This window comes from Halorubrum ejinorense, from assembly GCF_039522565.1.
Lineage (GTDB): Archaea > Halobacteriota > Halobacteria > Halobacteriales > Haloferacaceae > Halorubrum > Halorubrum ejinorense.
In genome coordinates this window covers 110983-125283 of sequence record NZ_BAAADQ010000001.1, presented here as the reverse complement: position 1 = coordinate 125283, position 14301 = coordinate 110983, and the positions used below count along the sequence as shown (strand labels likewise).

General features: G+C 71.1%; 13 protein-coding genes. 6 read left to right on the top strand and 7 right to left on the bottom strand.

Annotation, left to right across the window (positions count from 1 at the left end; genetic code table 11):
- Positions 1-17: 17 nt before the first annotated feature.
- The 6 genes from ABDZ89_RS00635 to ABDZ89_RS00610 all read right to left on the bottom strand — a co-directional run bounded on the left by ABDZ89_RS00635 (position 18) and on the right by ABDZ89_RS00610 (position 4886).
- Complete coding sequence (locus tag ABDZ89_RS00635) at positions 18-212, bottom strand: 30S ribosomal protein S17e (protein ID WP_006630244.1); 195 nt, start codon at positions 210-212, stop codon at positions 18-20.
- Positions 213-306: 94 nt separating this feature from the next.
- Complete coding sequence (locus tag ABDZ89_RS00630) at positions 307-1029, bottom strand: DUF447 domain-containing protein (protein ID WP_343775544.1); 723 nt, start codon at positions 1027-1029, stop codon at positions 307-309.
- Positions 1026-2021 (bottom strand): triphosphoribosyl-dephospho-CoA synthase, encoded by a 996-nt coding sequence (locus ABDZ89_RS00625; protein ID WP_343775541.1) that lies wholly within the window; start codon positions 2019-2021, stop codon positions 1026-1028. The genes ABDZ89_RS00630 and ABDZ89_RS00625 overlap by 4 nt, the downstream gene beginning before the upstream one ends.
- A complete protein-coding gene (locus ABDZ89_RS00620; protein ID WP_343775538.1) occupies positions 2018-2836 on the bottom strand; it encodes a beta/alpha barrel domain-containing protein in 819 nt (272 codons plus the stop codon). Before ABDZ89_RS00620 ends, ABDZ89_RS00625 begins: the two co-directional genes overlap by 4 nt.
- Positions 2833-3885 carry a 2-phospho-L-lactate transferase gene (gene cofD, locus ABDZ89_RS00615; RefSeq protein WP_343775535.1) on the bottom strand — a complete coding sequence of 351 codons (1053 nt, stop codon included), beginning with the start codon at positions 3883-3885 and terminating at the stop codon, positions 2833-2835. The genes ABDZ89_RS00620 and cofD overlap by 4 nt, the downstream gene beginning before the upstream one ends.
- A 107-nt stretch (positions 3886-3992) precedes the next feature.
- Positions 3993-4886 carry an isoaspartyl peptidase/L-asparaginase gene (locus ABDZ89_RS00610; protein ID WP_343775533.1) on the bottom strand — a complete coding sequence of 298 codons (894 nt, stop codon included), beginning with the start codon at positions 4884-4886 and terminating at the stop codon, positions 3993-3995.
- Positions 4887-5014: 128 nt separating this feature from the next.
- Here ABDZ89_RS00610 and ABDZ89_RS00605 point away from each other — a divergent pair, with 128 nt between their 5' ends.
- The 6 genes from ABDZ89_RS00605 to ABDZ89_RS00580 all read left to right on the top strand — a co-directional run bounded on the left by ABDZ89_RS00605 (position 5015) and on the right by ABDZ89_RS00580 (position 13754).
- Positions 5015-6571 carry an HTTM domain-containing protein gene (locus ABDZ89_RS00605; RefSeq protein WP_343775531.1) on the top strand — a complete coding sequence of 519 codons (1557 nt, stop codon included), beginning with the start codon at positions 5015-5017 and terminating at the stop codon, positions 6569-6571.
- A 54-nt stretch (positions 6572-6625) separates the two neighbouring features.
- On the top strand, positions 6626-7642 hold the full coding sequence (locus ABDZ89_RS00600; RefSeq protein ID WP_343775530.1) for a glycosyltransferase family 2 protein: 1017 nt from the start codon (positions 6626-6628) through the stop codon (positions 7640-7642).
- A 123-nt stretch (positions 7643-7765) separates the two neighbouring features.
- Positions 7766-9028 carry an isocitrate dehydrogenase (NADP(+)) gene (icd, locus tag ABDZ89_RS00595; protein WP_343775527.1) on the top strand — a complete coding sequence of 421 codons (1263 nt, stop codon included), beginning with the start codon at positions 7766-7768 and terminating at the stop codon, positions 9026-9028.
- A gap of 315 nt (positions 9029-9343) precedes the next feature.
- A complete protein-coding gene (locus ABDZ89_RS00590; protein ID WP_343775525.1) occupies positions 9344-10327 on the top strand; it encodes a TAXI family TRAP transporter solute-binding subunit in 984 nt (327 codons plus the stop codon).
- 89 nt (positions 10328-10416) lie between these two features.
- A complete protein-coding gene (locus tag ABDZ89_RS00585) occupies positions 10417-10908 on the top strand; it encodes a DUF1850 domain-containing protein (protein WP_343775523.1) in 492 nt (163 codons plus the stop codon).
- Positions 10905-13754: a TRAP transporter permease gene (locus ABDZ89_RS00580; RefSeq protein WP_343775521.1), complete on the top strand. Its 2850-nt coding sequence runs from the start codon at positions 10905-10907 to the stop codon at positions 13752-13754. Before ABDZ89_RS00585 ends, ABDZ89_RS00580 begins: the two co-directional genes overlap by 4 nt.
- Before the next feature lie 82 nt (positions 13755-13836).
- Here the strand turns inward: ABDZ89_RS00580 and ABDZ89_RS00575 are convergent, their stop codons facing one another.
- Positions 13837-14250 carry an Lrp/AsnC family transcriptional regulator gene (locus ABDZ89_RS00575; protein ID WP_343775519.1) on the bottom strand — a complete coding sequence of 138 codons (414 nt, stop codon included), beginning with the start codon at positions 14248-14250 and terminating at the stop codon, positions 13837-13839.
- Between the last annotated feature and the right edge of the window lie 51 nt (positions 14251-14301).

Sequence of the window (14301 nt, the reverse complement as noted above, 5' to 3'; positions counted from 1 at the left end):
ATCGGTAGAGAACTCGTTTACGCGTGCTGTGCCGCCTGCGACTTCTTCTGCGTGACGTAGCCCGCGATTCGGTTGCGAACGCCCTTCGACTCGACGGTGGTCAGGGCCGTGACGCTCTCCTTGTTCGTCTCGAAGTCCGTGTTGAACGAGTCGGGATACCGCTCCAGCAGGGCGTTCCCGAGCTGCTTGATGTACTTGGGTTTGATGGCCATACCGAGCGGTACCGGCGGCCCGAACTAAAAGGGTTCGTTCCGCCGCGAGCGGCCGCGAGGCGCGGTCACCGCGGCGGCTCGGTCGCGGTTCTCGTCACGACCCGCGCTCGTCGGCGTCACTGCCGCCGACGCCCTCGTCGGCCGAGGCTCCGCCGGCGGGGCCCGAGTCCACCGTCCGCTCCCGCCAGCCGACCGCCTCGTCGATCCGGTCGAACGCCTCGCGCTCCGCCGGCCCCCCGCACCGCTCGACCACGTCGGCGAAGTACCGGAGCCGGTCGAGCAGCTCAGACGTGTCGAACGCCGGCACGTCGAGCCGCGAGGCGGCCACCGTGGCGTCGACGACCGCGCCGAACCCCCGGTTCACGGTCGGAACGCGCTCGGTCACCACCGCCGACTCGACGGGCTCCAGTTCCCACGTTCGGATCGTCGTGTCCCCCTCGGTCGTCGCGTCCGTCTCCTCGACCCGGACCTCCGCCCACGCGTCGGCGCTCGGGAGGACCGGGTCGTCGGCCTCTCTGACCGTCAGCGCGGCGTCGACGAACGTCCGCGGGTCGACCGTGAACTGGACCACGCCGCCGCCGCGCTCGGTGAAATTCCGCCACGTGCGGGTGCGCCCGTACGTCCTCGCCGTGACCGGATCCCCCGGTTCGACCGGCGCGTGGAGCCCCAGCGCCGCGACGTTCCACCGGTCGTTCGGCCCGCGCGTCGTCACGACGGACTCGGTGACGCCGCGGAGCGGAACCGGCCAGCCGTCGGGAACGACGCCCGCCGGACCGGCGTCGTCGCGGTCGCGGCCGTCCTCCGGGTCCGTCGTCACGGCGCCACCTCCGCGCCGCGCCGGAGCGCGACCAACAGCGCGGCGCAGGTGAGGTCCGCGGTCGTCCCCGGATTGATCCCCTCGGCGACGAACGCGTCGGCGAGCGACTCGGCGGCGTCGAGGTCGGCGCCGTGGACCGAGGCCGCGTCGACCCCCTCGACCCCGGGCCTCGTTCCGGCCCCGTCCGTCGGCTCCGTCCCGAGCAGCGCGGCCGCCCGCTCGCTCGCATCGCGGGCCGCCTCGGCCCCTCGGGTCGACGCGACGAGGGTGTCGGGCTCCGCGGCGAGCAGGCCGAGGAACGCCCGCGCGGCCCGGTCCGCGAGCGGGCCCTCGTCGGTCAGGAGCCACTCGGCCGCGCGGAACGTCCGCGGGAACCCCTCGGTCCACTCCGCGGCGTTCAGGTCGGGCACGCGGTCAGGATCCTCCGGGTCGGCGGACAGCGCCAGCACGTCCCGCAGCGTCGCCCCGCGTTCGCGAATCGCCGACTCGGCGTCGCTCCCGCGCCGCACGTCGAGGTCGTCCGCTCCCGGCGGCGGGTCGTCGACCGCGACGTCGACGGCCTCGAACGCCCGGTAGAAGGCGACGGCGTCGTCGACCGTCGTCGCCCGGCAGACGGCGTCGACGCCGTCCGGCGAGAGGCCGCGGCGGGGGTCGACGGCCGCCCGGACCAGCGGGACCAGTAGCAGCAGGCACCCGAACTGCGTGTTCGTGCCCGCACGCGTCGCCATTCCGGCGACGGCCCGCTCGAAGGCCTCGCCGACAGAGGCGGGTCCCTCCGGGACCGTCACGCCTGCGGCCCGCTCGAGTCCGGGACGAGCGCCGACGGCGCCGCCGAGGAACGACTCGAACCGGAGGTCGGCGAGGTCGCGGTGCCGGTCCACGTTCCCCGGCTTCGGCGTGCCGGCGACCTCCAGCAGGAGCGCGAGCGTCGCGTCGTCGACGACGCCGGCCCTCCGGGCTTCAGCGTCGGTCTCGGTGTCCGAAGGGATCACGGCCGCGCCTCCGGTCCGGACTCCGTCTCGGCGTCGCGCTCACGCAGCGTCCCGCGCCGCCACGCTTCGACCGCGTCCGCGACGCGCCCGAGGACCGGCGGGTCCTCCGTCGGCCGTCCCACGCTCACCGCGTCGGCGCCGCGGGCCGCGTACTCGGCCACCGTCTCCCGGCCGCGGACGCCGTTGTTGGCGACGAGCGTCAGGTCGGCGAGCGGGCCGTCGCCGGCCGGTGCTCCGCCCTGTGTCCTCGCCGAGAGGGCCGCTATCACCGGCACCGAGTCCATCGCGTCGACGTGGAGCCAGTCGGCGCCCGCCGCGGCCGCCGCCTCGGCGACGGCGACGAGGTCGACGCCGGAGACCCCCGCGCGGACCTTCACGCTCGTCGTCGCGCCCGTCTCCGCCGCGGCGGCGACGTACCGCGCGAGGCGGTCCGGCTCGCGCAGGAGCGACTCGCCGCAGCCGACCGCGCGCAGTTCCGGCTGCCGGCAGTGGGCGTTGATCTCACAGACCGCGCCCCGGCGGGCACAGACCGCCGCGACCTCGCGGACGGGCTCGACCGCCGCGCTCCGGACGTTGATCCCGGGTCGGACCGGAGCGTCCGCGAGCGCGTCGAACTGGTCCGCGACGAACGCCACGGGGTCGGCCGGGAGGAACTCCTCGCGCCCGCGGGCGACGAGGTCGCGGGCCGCGGCGCGGCTGGGCGGGTCGAGCGCGACGCCGCCGAGGAGGGCGACGTCGACGCAGTCGGCCGCCCGTTTCGCCCACTCGGCGTCCGCCGCACCGCTGAGGCTCGCGGCGACGAGGAAGGGGGTCACCCCGCGCCCTCCCGCGGCGTCGACGCGCCCGCCGCGTCGCCCTCGACCGCCTCTAACGCTCGCTCGCAGGCCCGGGCGACGCGCTCGGCGTCGTCGCCGTCGTCGATCCGCGTGTCGGTGCGCTCGACGTGGCGCGCGATGTCGGTCGGGTCCGCCTCGTCGAGGACGAACGCGTCCGCGAAGGGGTACGCCGCCGCCACGCCCGCGGTCGAGGGCTCGCGGCCGACGCCGGCCATCAGCGCCCCGGCCGGCCCGGAGAACACCTCGTCGCCGACGAACGGCGAGACGGCGACCACGGGGGTCTCCCGGAGCGCGCGCTCGAACCCGGGGAGCGCCAGCATCGGTCCGAGGCTCGTCACCGGGTTCGAGGGGCCGATAACGACCGGCTCGGCGAGCGCCTCGCGCACCGCCTCGGTCGGTTCGGCGTCCTCGGACCCGCGGAACTCCACGTCGGCGACCGCCGGCTCGGCGCGGCGCGCGACCCAGTACTCCTGGAAGTGGATCGTCTCGCCGTCCTCGGTGTGAATCAGCGTCGCGACCGGGTCGTCGGACATGGGGAGGAGGTCGACGTCGAGGTCGAACGCCGCGGCGAGCGCCCGCGTCGCGGCCGTGAGCGATTTCCCCTCGTCGAGCAGGCCCGTGCGAGTGACGTGGACCGCGCGGTCGCGGTCGCCGATCTCCATGAACTCGCCGACCCCCGAAAACCGCCGCCATCGGGCGATCTCGCGGCCCGCGGTCTGGGCCGCGTCGTCGAGGTAGCGCGGGGTCCCCGGGTCCCCGTCGATCGCGTCGCCGGCGGCCGACGCGAGCCGGGAGAGCTCTTCGTGGGTCGCGGTGGTGTCGCCGTCGATCCCCCACCACGTCTCCCGGTCTAAGACCCCGCCGCCCGCGAACAGCACGGTGTCGACGTCGGGACAGACGAGGTGGCCGCCGATCTCGACGTCGTCGCCCGTGTTGGCGACGACCGCGGTATCGGCCGGGTCCCACACTCGGGCCGCGCCGTCGAGGAGCTTCGGCGTGCCCGTCCCCCCGGCGAGGAAAGTTACCATACCGGCGCAAGGCGGCGGGCGGATTTGTATCCTCGCCTCCGCTGGCGGCGCGGCCACCGTCGTCGGCCTCGATTCCACCGTCGTCGGCCTCGATTCCGTGCCGGATCTCAGCGCTCGGCCACGCTCGTCTGCATCCCCTCGGTGTTGAACGAACTTCCGGCCTCGTCGTCCCCGAGAACGATAACGCCCGCACCCGATCCGGTCTGCTCCTCGAACTCGTCGATCGCCCGCTCGGCCGCCGCCTGCGCGCCGAGGCCGTCTTCGAGGTGCCCCACGGCGCGCCGCGAGAGCGTCACGCGAGCGATGTCCTCGCCGGCGCCCGTCGCGCTCGCGCCGCCGGCCTCGGTACAGAAGAAGCCAGACCCGACCTGCGGCACGTCGCCGACGCGCCCGGCGAGCGCGAACGATCGGCCGCCCGTCGAGGTCACCGCGGCGAACGCGTCTCCGTCGGTCGCGACCGCGCCGACCGTGTCGTGGTCGGGGGCGTCGTCTTTGGACCGCTCTCCTGCCTGATCGTCGCCCGAGCCGAACCGCGAGGCGAGCCAGTCGAGGTGCTCGCGGGGGCCGCCGCAGGGCGGGTCCTCTTCCTCGTAGCGCTCGCGCGTCTCGTCGGTGAGCAGGTCGACGCCGGTCTCGACGCCGAACTCGTCGGCGAGTTCGACCGCGTGCTCGCCCGAGACGAAGACGTGCGGCGTCTCGTCGCGGACGACGCGAGCGACGCTCGCCGCGCGTTCGACCCCCGGCATCGAGCAGGCGGCCCCGACCTCGCGGTCCGAGGTCATCACGCCCGCGTCGGTCCGGACGACGCCGTCCGACTGGACCGCGCCGCCGACGCCCGCGTTGAACCGGGGATCAGACTCTAAGACGCCGACGGCCGACTCCACCGCGTCGAGCGGCGTCGCGGCGTCGGCGCCGCGCGCGGCCGCCTCGTCGAGGACCGCCTGTCTGGGCTCCGGGTCGTCCGGGGCGCCGCCGGCGCCGCCGTGAGCGATGATTCGCATATCGGTGGCTTCCGCGGCGGCCACATAAACGCCCGGAACCCGGCGACGGGGGCAAGTCCTCGCCGCCCCTCGCGGCCTCACACGACGCCGCAAGACCTATTCCCGCCGCTGGGCGACTCGGGACCACCGTGACGTCAGTCGATCCCTCGCGCGGCGACCTCGGTCCTCGCCCTCGCCTCCGGTTCGCGCTCCGCCGCCGGCTCGGGATCGACGCCCGCGCGCTCGCGTCGTTCCGGATCGCGCTCGGCGCCGTCCTCCTCGTCGACCTCGCGCTCCGCGCCCGCAACCTGACGGCCTTCTACACGGACGCGGGCGTCCTCCCGCGGTCGACGCTGGCGGAGACGTACCCCCTCGCGGCCCGGCTCTCGCTCCACGCCGTCTCCGGCGGGTCGTGGGCCGTCGCGGCGCTGTTCACCGTCGCCGCGATCGCCGCGCTCGCGCTCGCGCTCGGCCACCGAACCCGAGTCGCGACCGCGGCCTCGCTGATTCTGCTCGCGTCGCTTCAGGCACGCAATCCCTTCGTCCTCAACGCCGGCGACACGCTCCTCCTCCAACTGCTCGGCGCCGGCCTCCTGTGCCCCCTCGGCGCTCGCTGGTCGGTCGACGCGGTCCGGCGTCGCGGCTCGCGGGCGTCGGGTGCGCCCTCCGAGTCGGTCTCGGACCCGGGGAACGGGCGTTTCGTCGGTCCCGCCTCGGCGTTGCTCCTGACGAGCGTGGTCGTGGTGTACGTCTCCAACGCCGTCGTGAAGTCTCGCGGGACCGCGTGGCTCGAGGGCGAGGCGATAGCGCGCGTCTTCCGGCTCACCTACCTCCACGGGCCGCTCGGCGGGTTCGTCCCCGAGTGGTCGGCACTGCTCGCGGCCGCCACCTACGGCTGGGTCGCGCTGCTCGTCGCCTCGCCGCTGCTGGTCGCGGCCGCCGGACGGGTCCGGGCGGCGCTCGCGGGGACGCTCCTCGCGGCCCACCTCTCGATGGCGTTCACGCTTCAGATCGGCGTGTTCTCCGCGATCTCAGCCGCCGCACTGCTTCCCTTCCTCCCCCCGTTCGTCTGGGACCGGACCGAGCGGGCGGTCACCGACCCGGCCGACCGCCTCCGCCGATTCGCGGACCGTCGGTTCGTCTCGGCCAACCCCCCGTCGGCGTCGCTCGCGGCCCCCTCGCTCGCCGTCGCCGCGATCGGAACCCTTCGGGACCGGGTTGCGGCCGCCGCCCCAGCCGTCGCCGCGCTCCTCCTCGTCGCGCTCGTCGCGTGGAACGGGATGGCGCTCGGGCTCGTCGAGACGCCCGATCCGGTCGCCTCGGTGTCGGATCCGACCGAGAGCGGCTGGGACATGTTCGCGCCGAACCCGCCGGCGACCGACGCGCTCGCGTTCGCGACCGCGACGACGGCCGACGGCGGCCGGATCGACGCGCTGTACGGCGACCGCGTCGCGCGCGACCGCCCTCCGTCGGACGCCCGCGGATACCCGACCGCGCGCTGGCGGAAACTCCTCACGCTGCTCGCGGAGGACCCCGACCCGGACCGCGTCGAACCGGTTCTCGGGCACCTCTGTGACCGCGCTGCGGGATTCGCGGACGACGAAGGGCGGGTCGACTCGGTTTCACTCTCGGCGGTTCGGGTCAACGTCGAAGACGGAGAGACGCGGGTCGTCGAACTCGGGTCGCGCTCGTGTCCGGCGAGCTGAGGAATCACTCAACCGATGCCCGCGTTTATGTTTCGACCGCTCGAAGCGCCCGACGTGACCGCTTCGGAACCGTCCCGGGCCTCGACGCCCACGCCGGTCTCCGTGCTGCTCCCGACCGTTCGCTGGACGGACGCCTGCGAAGAGGTGGCGGACCGGCTTCGCGGCCCGGCGACCTTCGACGAGGGGAACGCCGAGACCGACCCCGCCAACGGGGACGCCGAGACCCACCCCGCCGACGAACTGCTCGTTATCTGCGACTCCCCGGACGACCCCGTCGCCGACCGTCGCGGGGACCTCCCGCCGCGGGTGCGGATCGTCGTCGCCGGCGAGCCGGAGGGGTGTTCGGGGAAGGCGAACGCGATAGCCGTCGGGATGGAGGCGGCCGCGAACGACCGGATCGCCTGGACCGACGACGACTTCCGCCACCCGCCGGAGTGGCTGGCGACGCTCGACGCCGACTACGACCGGCAGGGACCGACCACCGAGATACCGGTGTTCGTCGGGCGTGACCCCCTCGCCCGTCTGTTCGAGCCCGCGTACGTCATCGGCGGGACGCTCGCGGTGTTCGCGGCGGGGGTCGCGTGGGGCGGCGCGGTGATCTTCGAGCGCGACGACCTCCGAGACGGGGAGGCGGCGTTCCTGCGCGACCTGCGACGGACCGTCAGCGACGACGGGACGCTCACCGAACACCTCGACGTGACCCCGGCCGACCGCACGCGGCACGTCCGGGCGGGCGGCTCGCTCCGCGGGTCGCTGGAGCGGTTCGTCCGCTTCCTGACGATCACTCGGTACCACGCCCCGCTGGCGACCGCGTTCAACGTCCTCTTCGGCGTCGCCATGGCCGCGCTCTGTCTGCTCGCGCCGGTCGCGGGCGTGGCGCTCGTGACCGGGCTCGCGGGGGCCGCGTACGCCCGGTTCGGGATCCGGCGCGCGACGTTCCTGCTCGCGGCGCCCGGCGTCTTGATCGCGCCGCCGCTGATGGCGTACGCGTTCGCCCGCCGGACGTTCGTCTGGGGCGGGCGGCGCTACCGCTGGCGGTCGATGTTCGACGTCGAGGTCGAACCGGTCTGAGTCCGGCACGCCCCCGAGCACCCCGGAAATCGACCGGGAGGAGAACCGGCAAACGCTGCGAGCGCGACGCTCCCGCCGAAAACGGCAGGCACTTTAGGGGGGCACAGGAATCCACGAACGTTCATGAGCTACGATAAGGTCGACGTCCCCGAAGACGGCGAAGCGATCACGCTCGCCGACGAGGAGACAGGCGAGCTGAACGTTCCGTCGAACCCGATCATCCCGATCATCCACGGCGACGGGATCGGCACCGACGTCGGACCGGCCGCACAGCAGGTACTCGACGCCGCTGCGGAGGCCACGGGCCGCTCTATCGCGTGGATGCGCGTCTACGCCGGCGCCAGCGCCCGCGACAAGTACGACGAGAACCTCCCCGAGGACACCGTCTCCGCAATCCGCGACCACCGCGTCGCGATCAAGGGACCGCTGACGACCCCCGTCGGCGCCGGCTTCCGCTCGCTGAACGTCGCGCTCCGGAAGACGCTCGACCTCTACGCGAACGTCCGCCCGACCTACTACATCGAGGGCGTCCCGTCGCCCGTCAAGAACCCGGAGGAGATGGACATGGTCACCTTCCGGGAGAACACCGAGGACGTCTACGCCGGCATCGAGTGGGAGGCCGGCACCGACGAGTCAGAGCAGGTACGCGACTTCCTCGAACAGGAGATGGAAGTCGCCGACGTGATCCACGACGGCCCCGTCGGCATCGGCGTCAAACCCATCTCCGAGTTCGGCTCGAAGCGCCTCATCCGCGAGGCGGTCGACTACGCGCTCGCGAACGACCGCGACTCGGTCACGCTCGTCCACAAGGGGAACATCATGAAGTTCACCGAGGGCGCGTTCCGTGACTGGGGCTACGAGGTCGCAGAAGAGGAGTACGGCGACGACGTCATCACCGAGGACCAGCTCTGGGAGGAGCACGACGGCGAGCGGCCCGAGGGCACGCTCGTCGTTAAGGACCGCATCGCGGACAACATGCTCCAGCAGCTGTTGACCCGCACCGACGAGTACTCCGTCATCGCGACGATGAACCTCAACGGCGACTACATGTCCGACGCCGCCGGCGCGCAGATCGGCGGCCTCGGCATCGCGCCCGGGATCAACCGCGGCCACGGTCGCTGTCTCGCCGAGCCGGTCCACGGCTCCGCGCCCAAGTACGCCGGCGAGGACAAGGTGAACCCCACCGCGATGATCCTCTCGGGCCGCGAGATGCTCGAGTACCTCGGCTGGGGCGACGCCGCGGACCTCGTTCGCGACGCCGTCGAGGAGACCATCGCCTCCGGGAAGGTCACCTACGACCTCCACCGGCAGATCGAGGGCGGCGAGAAGCTCGCCACCAGCGAGTTCGCGGACGCCGTCGTCGACAAGATCGACGAACTCGCCTGAACGAGCGTTTCGCGCGCCCGGACGAAGATACGTCTCCGGGAACGCCGACGCGCCTTCGAGAACGCCGACGCGCTGGCGCGACGAGATGCGACGAGCGGTTCCGGCCGAGCTCGAAGCACACGCCGACTCGTCAAAAGAATGAAACGTTCAGGCGGTTCCCGTTCCGGCCGGTCGAAACCTCGTCGTCCGTCGGGGTGAATCTACTCGAACGACGTTTGAAGGGCTCTCTGTCGGTTTTTGAGGTGTTTCTGCGAACTCAGACGCTAACACACCACATGCTTAGTTATATATATCCGTAATCTAATTTCATAGCGTATGTCTTCACACCGTACACGACGCAGATTCGTCAAAGCGACGGGTGTCGCCGGCGTGGTCGCACTCGCTGGCTGTAGTGGAAACGGCGGCGACGGAAGCGACGGAAGCGACGGCGGCGACGGCGGCGACAGCAGCCGTCTGACCTGGCACGCCGGGGGAACCGGCGGGACCTACTTCCCGCTCTCGAACGAGTTCAAGACGGTCGTCGAGGCCAACACCGACTTCTCGCTGAACGTCCAGTCGACGGGCGCGAGCGTCGAGAACGTCGGCAGCCTCGCCGACGGGTCGGCCGACTTCGCGCTGATCCAGAACGACATCGCCTCGTTCGCGAAGAACGGAACGGGTATCGACGCGTTCCAGGACAACGCGATCGAGAACCTCCAAGGCGTCGCGACGCTGTATCCCGAGACGATCACCCTCGTCACGCTCGCGGGCAACGACATCTCCTCGGTCGACGACCTCAGCGGCGCGACGATCAACACCGGCGACCTCGGGTCGGGCACGCAGGTCAACGCCGTACAGATCCTGGAGTCGCTCGGCATCTCCGAGTACAGCGAGCAGAACGCCGGCTTCTCGCAGGCGTCCGAACAGCTCGCGAACGGCGACATCGACGCCGCCTTCGTCGTCGGCGGCTGGCCGGTCGGCGCGATCGAGGACCTCGCGAACACGAACGACCTCGAGATCGTCCCGATCGCGGGCGACAACCGCGAGGCGGTCAAGGAGGACGCCTCCTGGTTCGCCAACGACACCATCCCCGCCGGCACGTACACCGGCGTCGACGAGGCCGTCGAGACCGTCGCCGTGCAGGCGATGATCGCCACGAACGCCGAGGTGCCGGCGGACACCGTTCAGGCGGTCACCGCGGCCATCTTCGACAACCTCGGCGAACTCACGATCAAGACCGACTTCATCACCGTCGACAGCGCCCAGGACGGGATGTCGATCGAACTCCACGAGGGCGCGGCGGCGTACTTCGACGCCTGACCGCTCGCGTCCCGGTCGGTCCGCCCGGACCGTCCGTGTCTGACTCACCAACTATTTCACACCAGATCCCACGATAACCACCCGAAACCATGGGTAACCGTTCTCGCTTGGCGGCGGGCGCCGCGCTCCTCGTAGCCGTGGCGCTGGTCGGCGTCGCGGCGACGGCGCCCGTCGGGGCCGTCCTCGTCGTCGAGGACATCGAGACGGGCGAACGCTACCTCTCGGAGCCGGTCGACTCCGGGAGCACGGTGGCGCTCGAGTACACGCACAGCGTCGAGAAGTCACGCGTGTACGACGAGTACCGCGTCGACGGGCGGACGCTGGTGAACACGCGGATGGAGTTCGAGTCGTACGGCTGGGGGCTCCCCGCGCGAGTCAACGTCACGAACGTGAACGGGACCCTCGTGTACGAGCCATCGGAACCGATCACGGAACTCGAACGGCTCTCGGTCTCGCCGGGGCGAATCGCCGGCCACACCCTGATCGTCGACGGCCGAGAGCACGACCTCGTCGCGGTAACCGACGCCAACGACGTCACGCTTCACATCGAACGACGGTCGCTTCTCGAGATGATCCTATGACTACCACGCACCGAACCGACGGCGGCACCGACGATCCGAACGACGGCGGCCCGGGTAACCCCGGACCCGACGGGGGGCCGGACGGCCCCGGCGGAGGTACGCCGTCGGACGACGACGAGGCGATCTCCCGCGAGGAAGCCGACGAGCTGATACAGGAGATCGAGCGTCGGCGCTCGCTCCGCGGCGTCGCGGTGGTCGCGGTCGCGGCCATCGGCATCCTGTTTTCGACGTTCCAGATGTTCCTCGCGGCCCGCAGTTTCACTTTCACCGTGTGGCTGCCGACCGTCGAGCTCGCCGGGATCTCGCTTGCCCCGTTTCAGGTGTCGCTCCAGCTGCTCCAGGCGAACGCGATCCACGTCGTCTTCGCGCTCGTACTCACCTTCCTGATGTTCCCGGGGAGCACTGGAGACGGTATCGTCGCCGGGAACCTCGGGCGCGTCGTGCCGGCGCTCTCTCGACAGTTCGGCGAAGACAACCCGCTCACCCGAGTCGCCGCGGGCGTCCGGTCGGCGTTCCGGTGGGCGTTCCTCGATCCGGACCGCGAGCGGGTGACGCCGTTCGACCTCCTGTGTATCGCGGCGGCGGGCCTGGCGGCGCTGTACTTCCTGACCGAGTTCTCCGAGATCCAGAACATGCGCGTCTTCGGCATCGACTCGGGGCGGCCGATCACGGAGGTGTACGGGTTCTTGGACCTCTTCCTCGGCAGCGTTCCGTTCGTGAGCGAGTACTCCTACGCGATGGCGCTGGGCGCGATCGGCGTCCTGCTCGTGTTAGAGGCGACGCGTCGAACGCTCGGCCTCCCGCTGATGATCATCGTCGCCAGCTTCATCGTCTACGCGCGGTGGGGGTACCTCATCAGCGGGAGCACGCCCTTCATCGGGCTGCTCGCGATCCCGGAGCTCACCTGGCCGGACATCGTTCAGAACCTCTGGTACAACACCGAAAACGGCGTCTTCGGGATCCCGGTGACCGTCTCGGTGAGCTTCATCTACATCTTCATCCTGTTCGGTTCGTTCCTCGAGATGAGCGGCGCCGGTCAGTGGTTCATCGACCTCGCGTACGCGCTCACCGGCGGCCGAAAGGGCGGTCCGGCCAAGGCGAGCATCCTCGCCAGCGGATTCATGGGAACGATTTCCGGCTCGTCGATCGCCAACACGGTCACGACCGGCGCGTTCACCATTCCGCTGATGAAGCGGTCGGGCTACTCGCCCGAGTTCTCCGGGGCCGTCGAGTCGTCCGCCTCCTCCGGGGGGCAGATCCTCCCGCCGGTGATGGGCGCGGCCGCCTTCCTGATGGTGCAGTACACTGCGACGCCGTTCGCGGACATCATCATCCTCGCGACCATCCCGGCCATCGTCTTCTTCTTCGGCGTCTGGGTGATGGTCCATCTCAAAGCGGTCCAAGAGGGGATCGGCGGCGTCGAGGGCGAAGACACCGTGAGCCTCTGGAGCCACCTCAAGCGCGGTTGGTTCTACCTGGTGCCGATCGGACTGCTGTTGTACTACCTCATCATCGAGCGGCTCTCCGTCTCCCGCTCCGCGTGGTTCACGCTGGTCGCGCTGGTCGCACTGATCGCCTTCATCGCGGCGTACAGCGAGGAGACCCGGCTCCGACTCGCCGGGATCCTCGCGGCGATCGTGGGCGTCGAGGCGGCGAGCCACGTCGTCGCCGGCGTCCCGCTTACCGGTCTCGTGACCGGTTCTGGCGGGGCGGGGCTGCCGATCGCGGACGCGCTCACCGCCGTGACCGCCGGTCTCGAGTGGTACGTGATGCTCGCGGGCGTGTTGACGCTGCTGTCGAAGCCGGACCTCGACGCGTCCCTTTTGGAACTCAACCCCGCCATTCGGGACACGGCCGAGGACATCGGCGAGCGCACCGGCCGGGACCTCGGCGACAGCCAGCCGTTCAAGCTCGGGACGTTCGTCGTCAAATCGATGGACGAGGGGGCTCGGACCGCGGTCCCGGTCGTGATCGCGGTCGCGGCCGCGGGGATCATCCCGGGCGTCATCAGCGTCTCCGGGCTCGGCCCGAACCTCACCTCGCTGCTGTTGGCGCTCTCTGGCGGCTCGAAGGTGGTCATGCTGCTCGTGACCGCCTTCGCGAGCGTCGTCCTCGGCATGGGGATGCCGACGACGGTCACGTACATCATCCTCATCTCGATGCTGGCGTCGCCGCTCGTGGAGTTCGGCATTCCCCTGTTGGCCGCGCACCTGTACATCCTCTACTTCGGCGTGATCGCCGACATCACGCCGCCGGTCGCCGTGGCGGCGTACGCCGCGAGCGGCGTGGCGAAGTCCGACCCGTTCCAGACCGGGGTGAAGGCGTTCTCCCTGTCGCTGAACAAGGCGATCGTTCCGTTCGCGTTCGTGTTCGTGCCGGGGATCGTCCTGCTCAGAGAGAAGGCGAACGCGGCGGACCTCCCCATCCGCGAGCGGTACCGCGTGGTCGGCTTCTCCGACCTCGCCGAGCTGTCCTACTCGGTCCCCGAGATACTCATTCCCGTCGTCGGGGTGTTCCTCGGGGTGATCGCGCTCGGCGCCACCGTCATCGGGACGCTGTACACCCGGGTCGGCCGGCCCGCTCGGACGGCGTTCGCGTTCAGCGCCCTGCTGTTGATGGCGCCGGGGATGCTCTCGGACTCCGTCTTCGACCTGCTCGGGCTCGTCGACGTGACCGTTTCCGTCGACGCGCTCCTGCTGGACCTGACGCTGCGCGGGATCGGATTCGCGCTGTTCGCGCTGTTCGCCCTCCGGAACCGCCGGGCGTTCGACCGCGAGGACGGGCGAGCGACCGGGACCGACGCGACCCGCTCGGCCGACTCCGCCGCCGACTCCGAGTCGGCGTAAGCGACTCGCTCGGGCGGTTTCGGTTCTCGGCGGAGCCGGACCCAGACCGTCTCGTCCGGCGCGGTCTTCTCGTTCGGCCCGGTCAGCCCAGCCGCTCGTCGAGGATGAGCCGCGTCTTCGTCGACTTGACCTCGTCCATCTCGCGGGCCTGCGAGATCAGTTCGTTGACCGCGCGCGTGTCGACCGCGTCGACGACGAGGACGATGTCCTCCTCGCCGGAGACCTGCCAGACGAAGTCGACCTCCTCCCAGTCGACCATCCGCTCGCCGACGGCGGCGGTGTCGACGTTCATCTCCACCGATATCTCGATCATCGCTTTCACGTTGCCGGTGCGGGTCGTGACGGTGAACCGCTCGATGATCCCCTCGTCGGTCATCCGGTCGACGCGGTTGCGCACGGTCCCCTCGGAGGTCCCCACCCGGTCCGCGATCTCCGTGTACGGGGTCCGCGCGTCCCGTCGCAGGATCGAGAGGATGCGTCGATCGAGGTCGTCCATACTCGACTCTCTCGGTCCGGCGTCTTACCCGTTACGAATATCGTAACGCAA

What these genes read in the sequence shown, in the direction of transcription:
- ABDZ89_RS00635 (WP_006630244.1), bottom strand. Translation starts at nt 212, where the DNA reads ATGGCCATCAAACCCAAGTACATCAAGCAGCTCGGGAACGCCCTGCTG.
- cofD (WP_343775535.1), bottom strand. Translation starts at nt 3,885, where the DNA reads ATGGTAACTTTCCTCGCCGGGGGGACGGGCACGCCGAAGCTCCTCGAC.
- ABDZ89_RS00610 (WP_343775533.1), bottom strand. Translation starts at nt 4,886, where the DNA reads ATGCGAATCATCGCTCACGGCGGCGCCGGCGGCGCCCCGGACGACCCG.
- icd (WP_343775527.1), top strand. Translation starts at nt 7,766, where the DNA reads ATGAGCTACGATAAGGTCGACGTCCCCGAAGACGGCGAAGCGATCACG.
- ABDZ89_RS00590 (WP_343775525.1), top strand. Translation starts at nt 9,344, where the DNA reads ATGTCTTCACACCGTACACGACGCAGATTCGTCAAAGCGACGGGTGTC.
- ABDZ89_RS00585 (WP_343775523.1), top strand. Translation starts at nt 10,417, where the DNA reads ATGGGTAACCGTTCTCGCTTGGCGGCGGGCGCCGCGCTCCTCGTAGCC.
- ABDZ89_RS00580 (WP_343775521.1), top strand. Translation starts at nt 10,905, where the DNA reads ATGACTACCACGCACCGAACCGACGGCGGCACCGACGATCCGAACGAC.
- ABDZ89_RS00575 (WP_343775519.1), bottom strand. Translation starts at nt 14,250, where the DNA reads ATGGACGACCTCGATCGACGCATCCTCTCGATCCTGCGACGGGACGCG.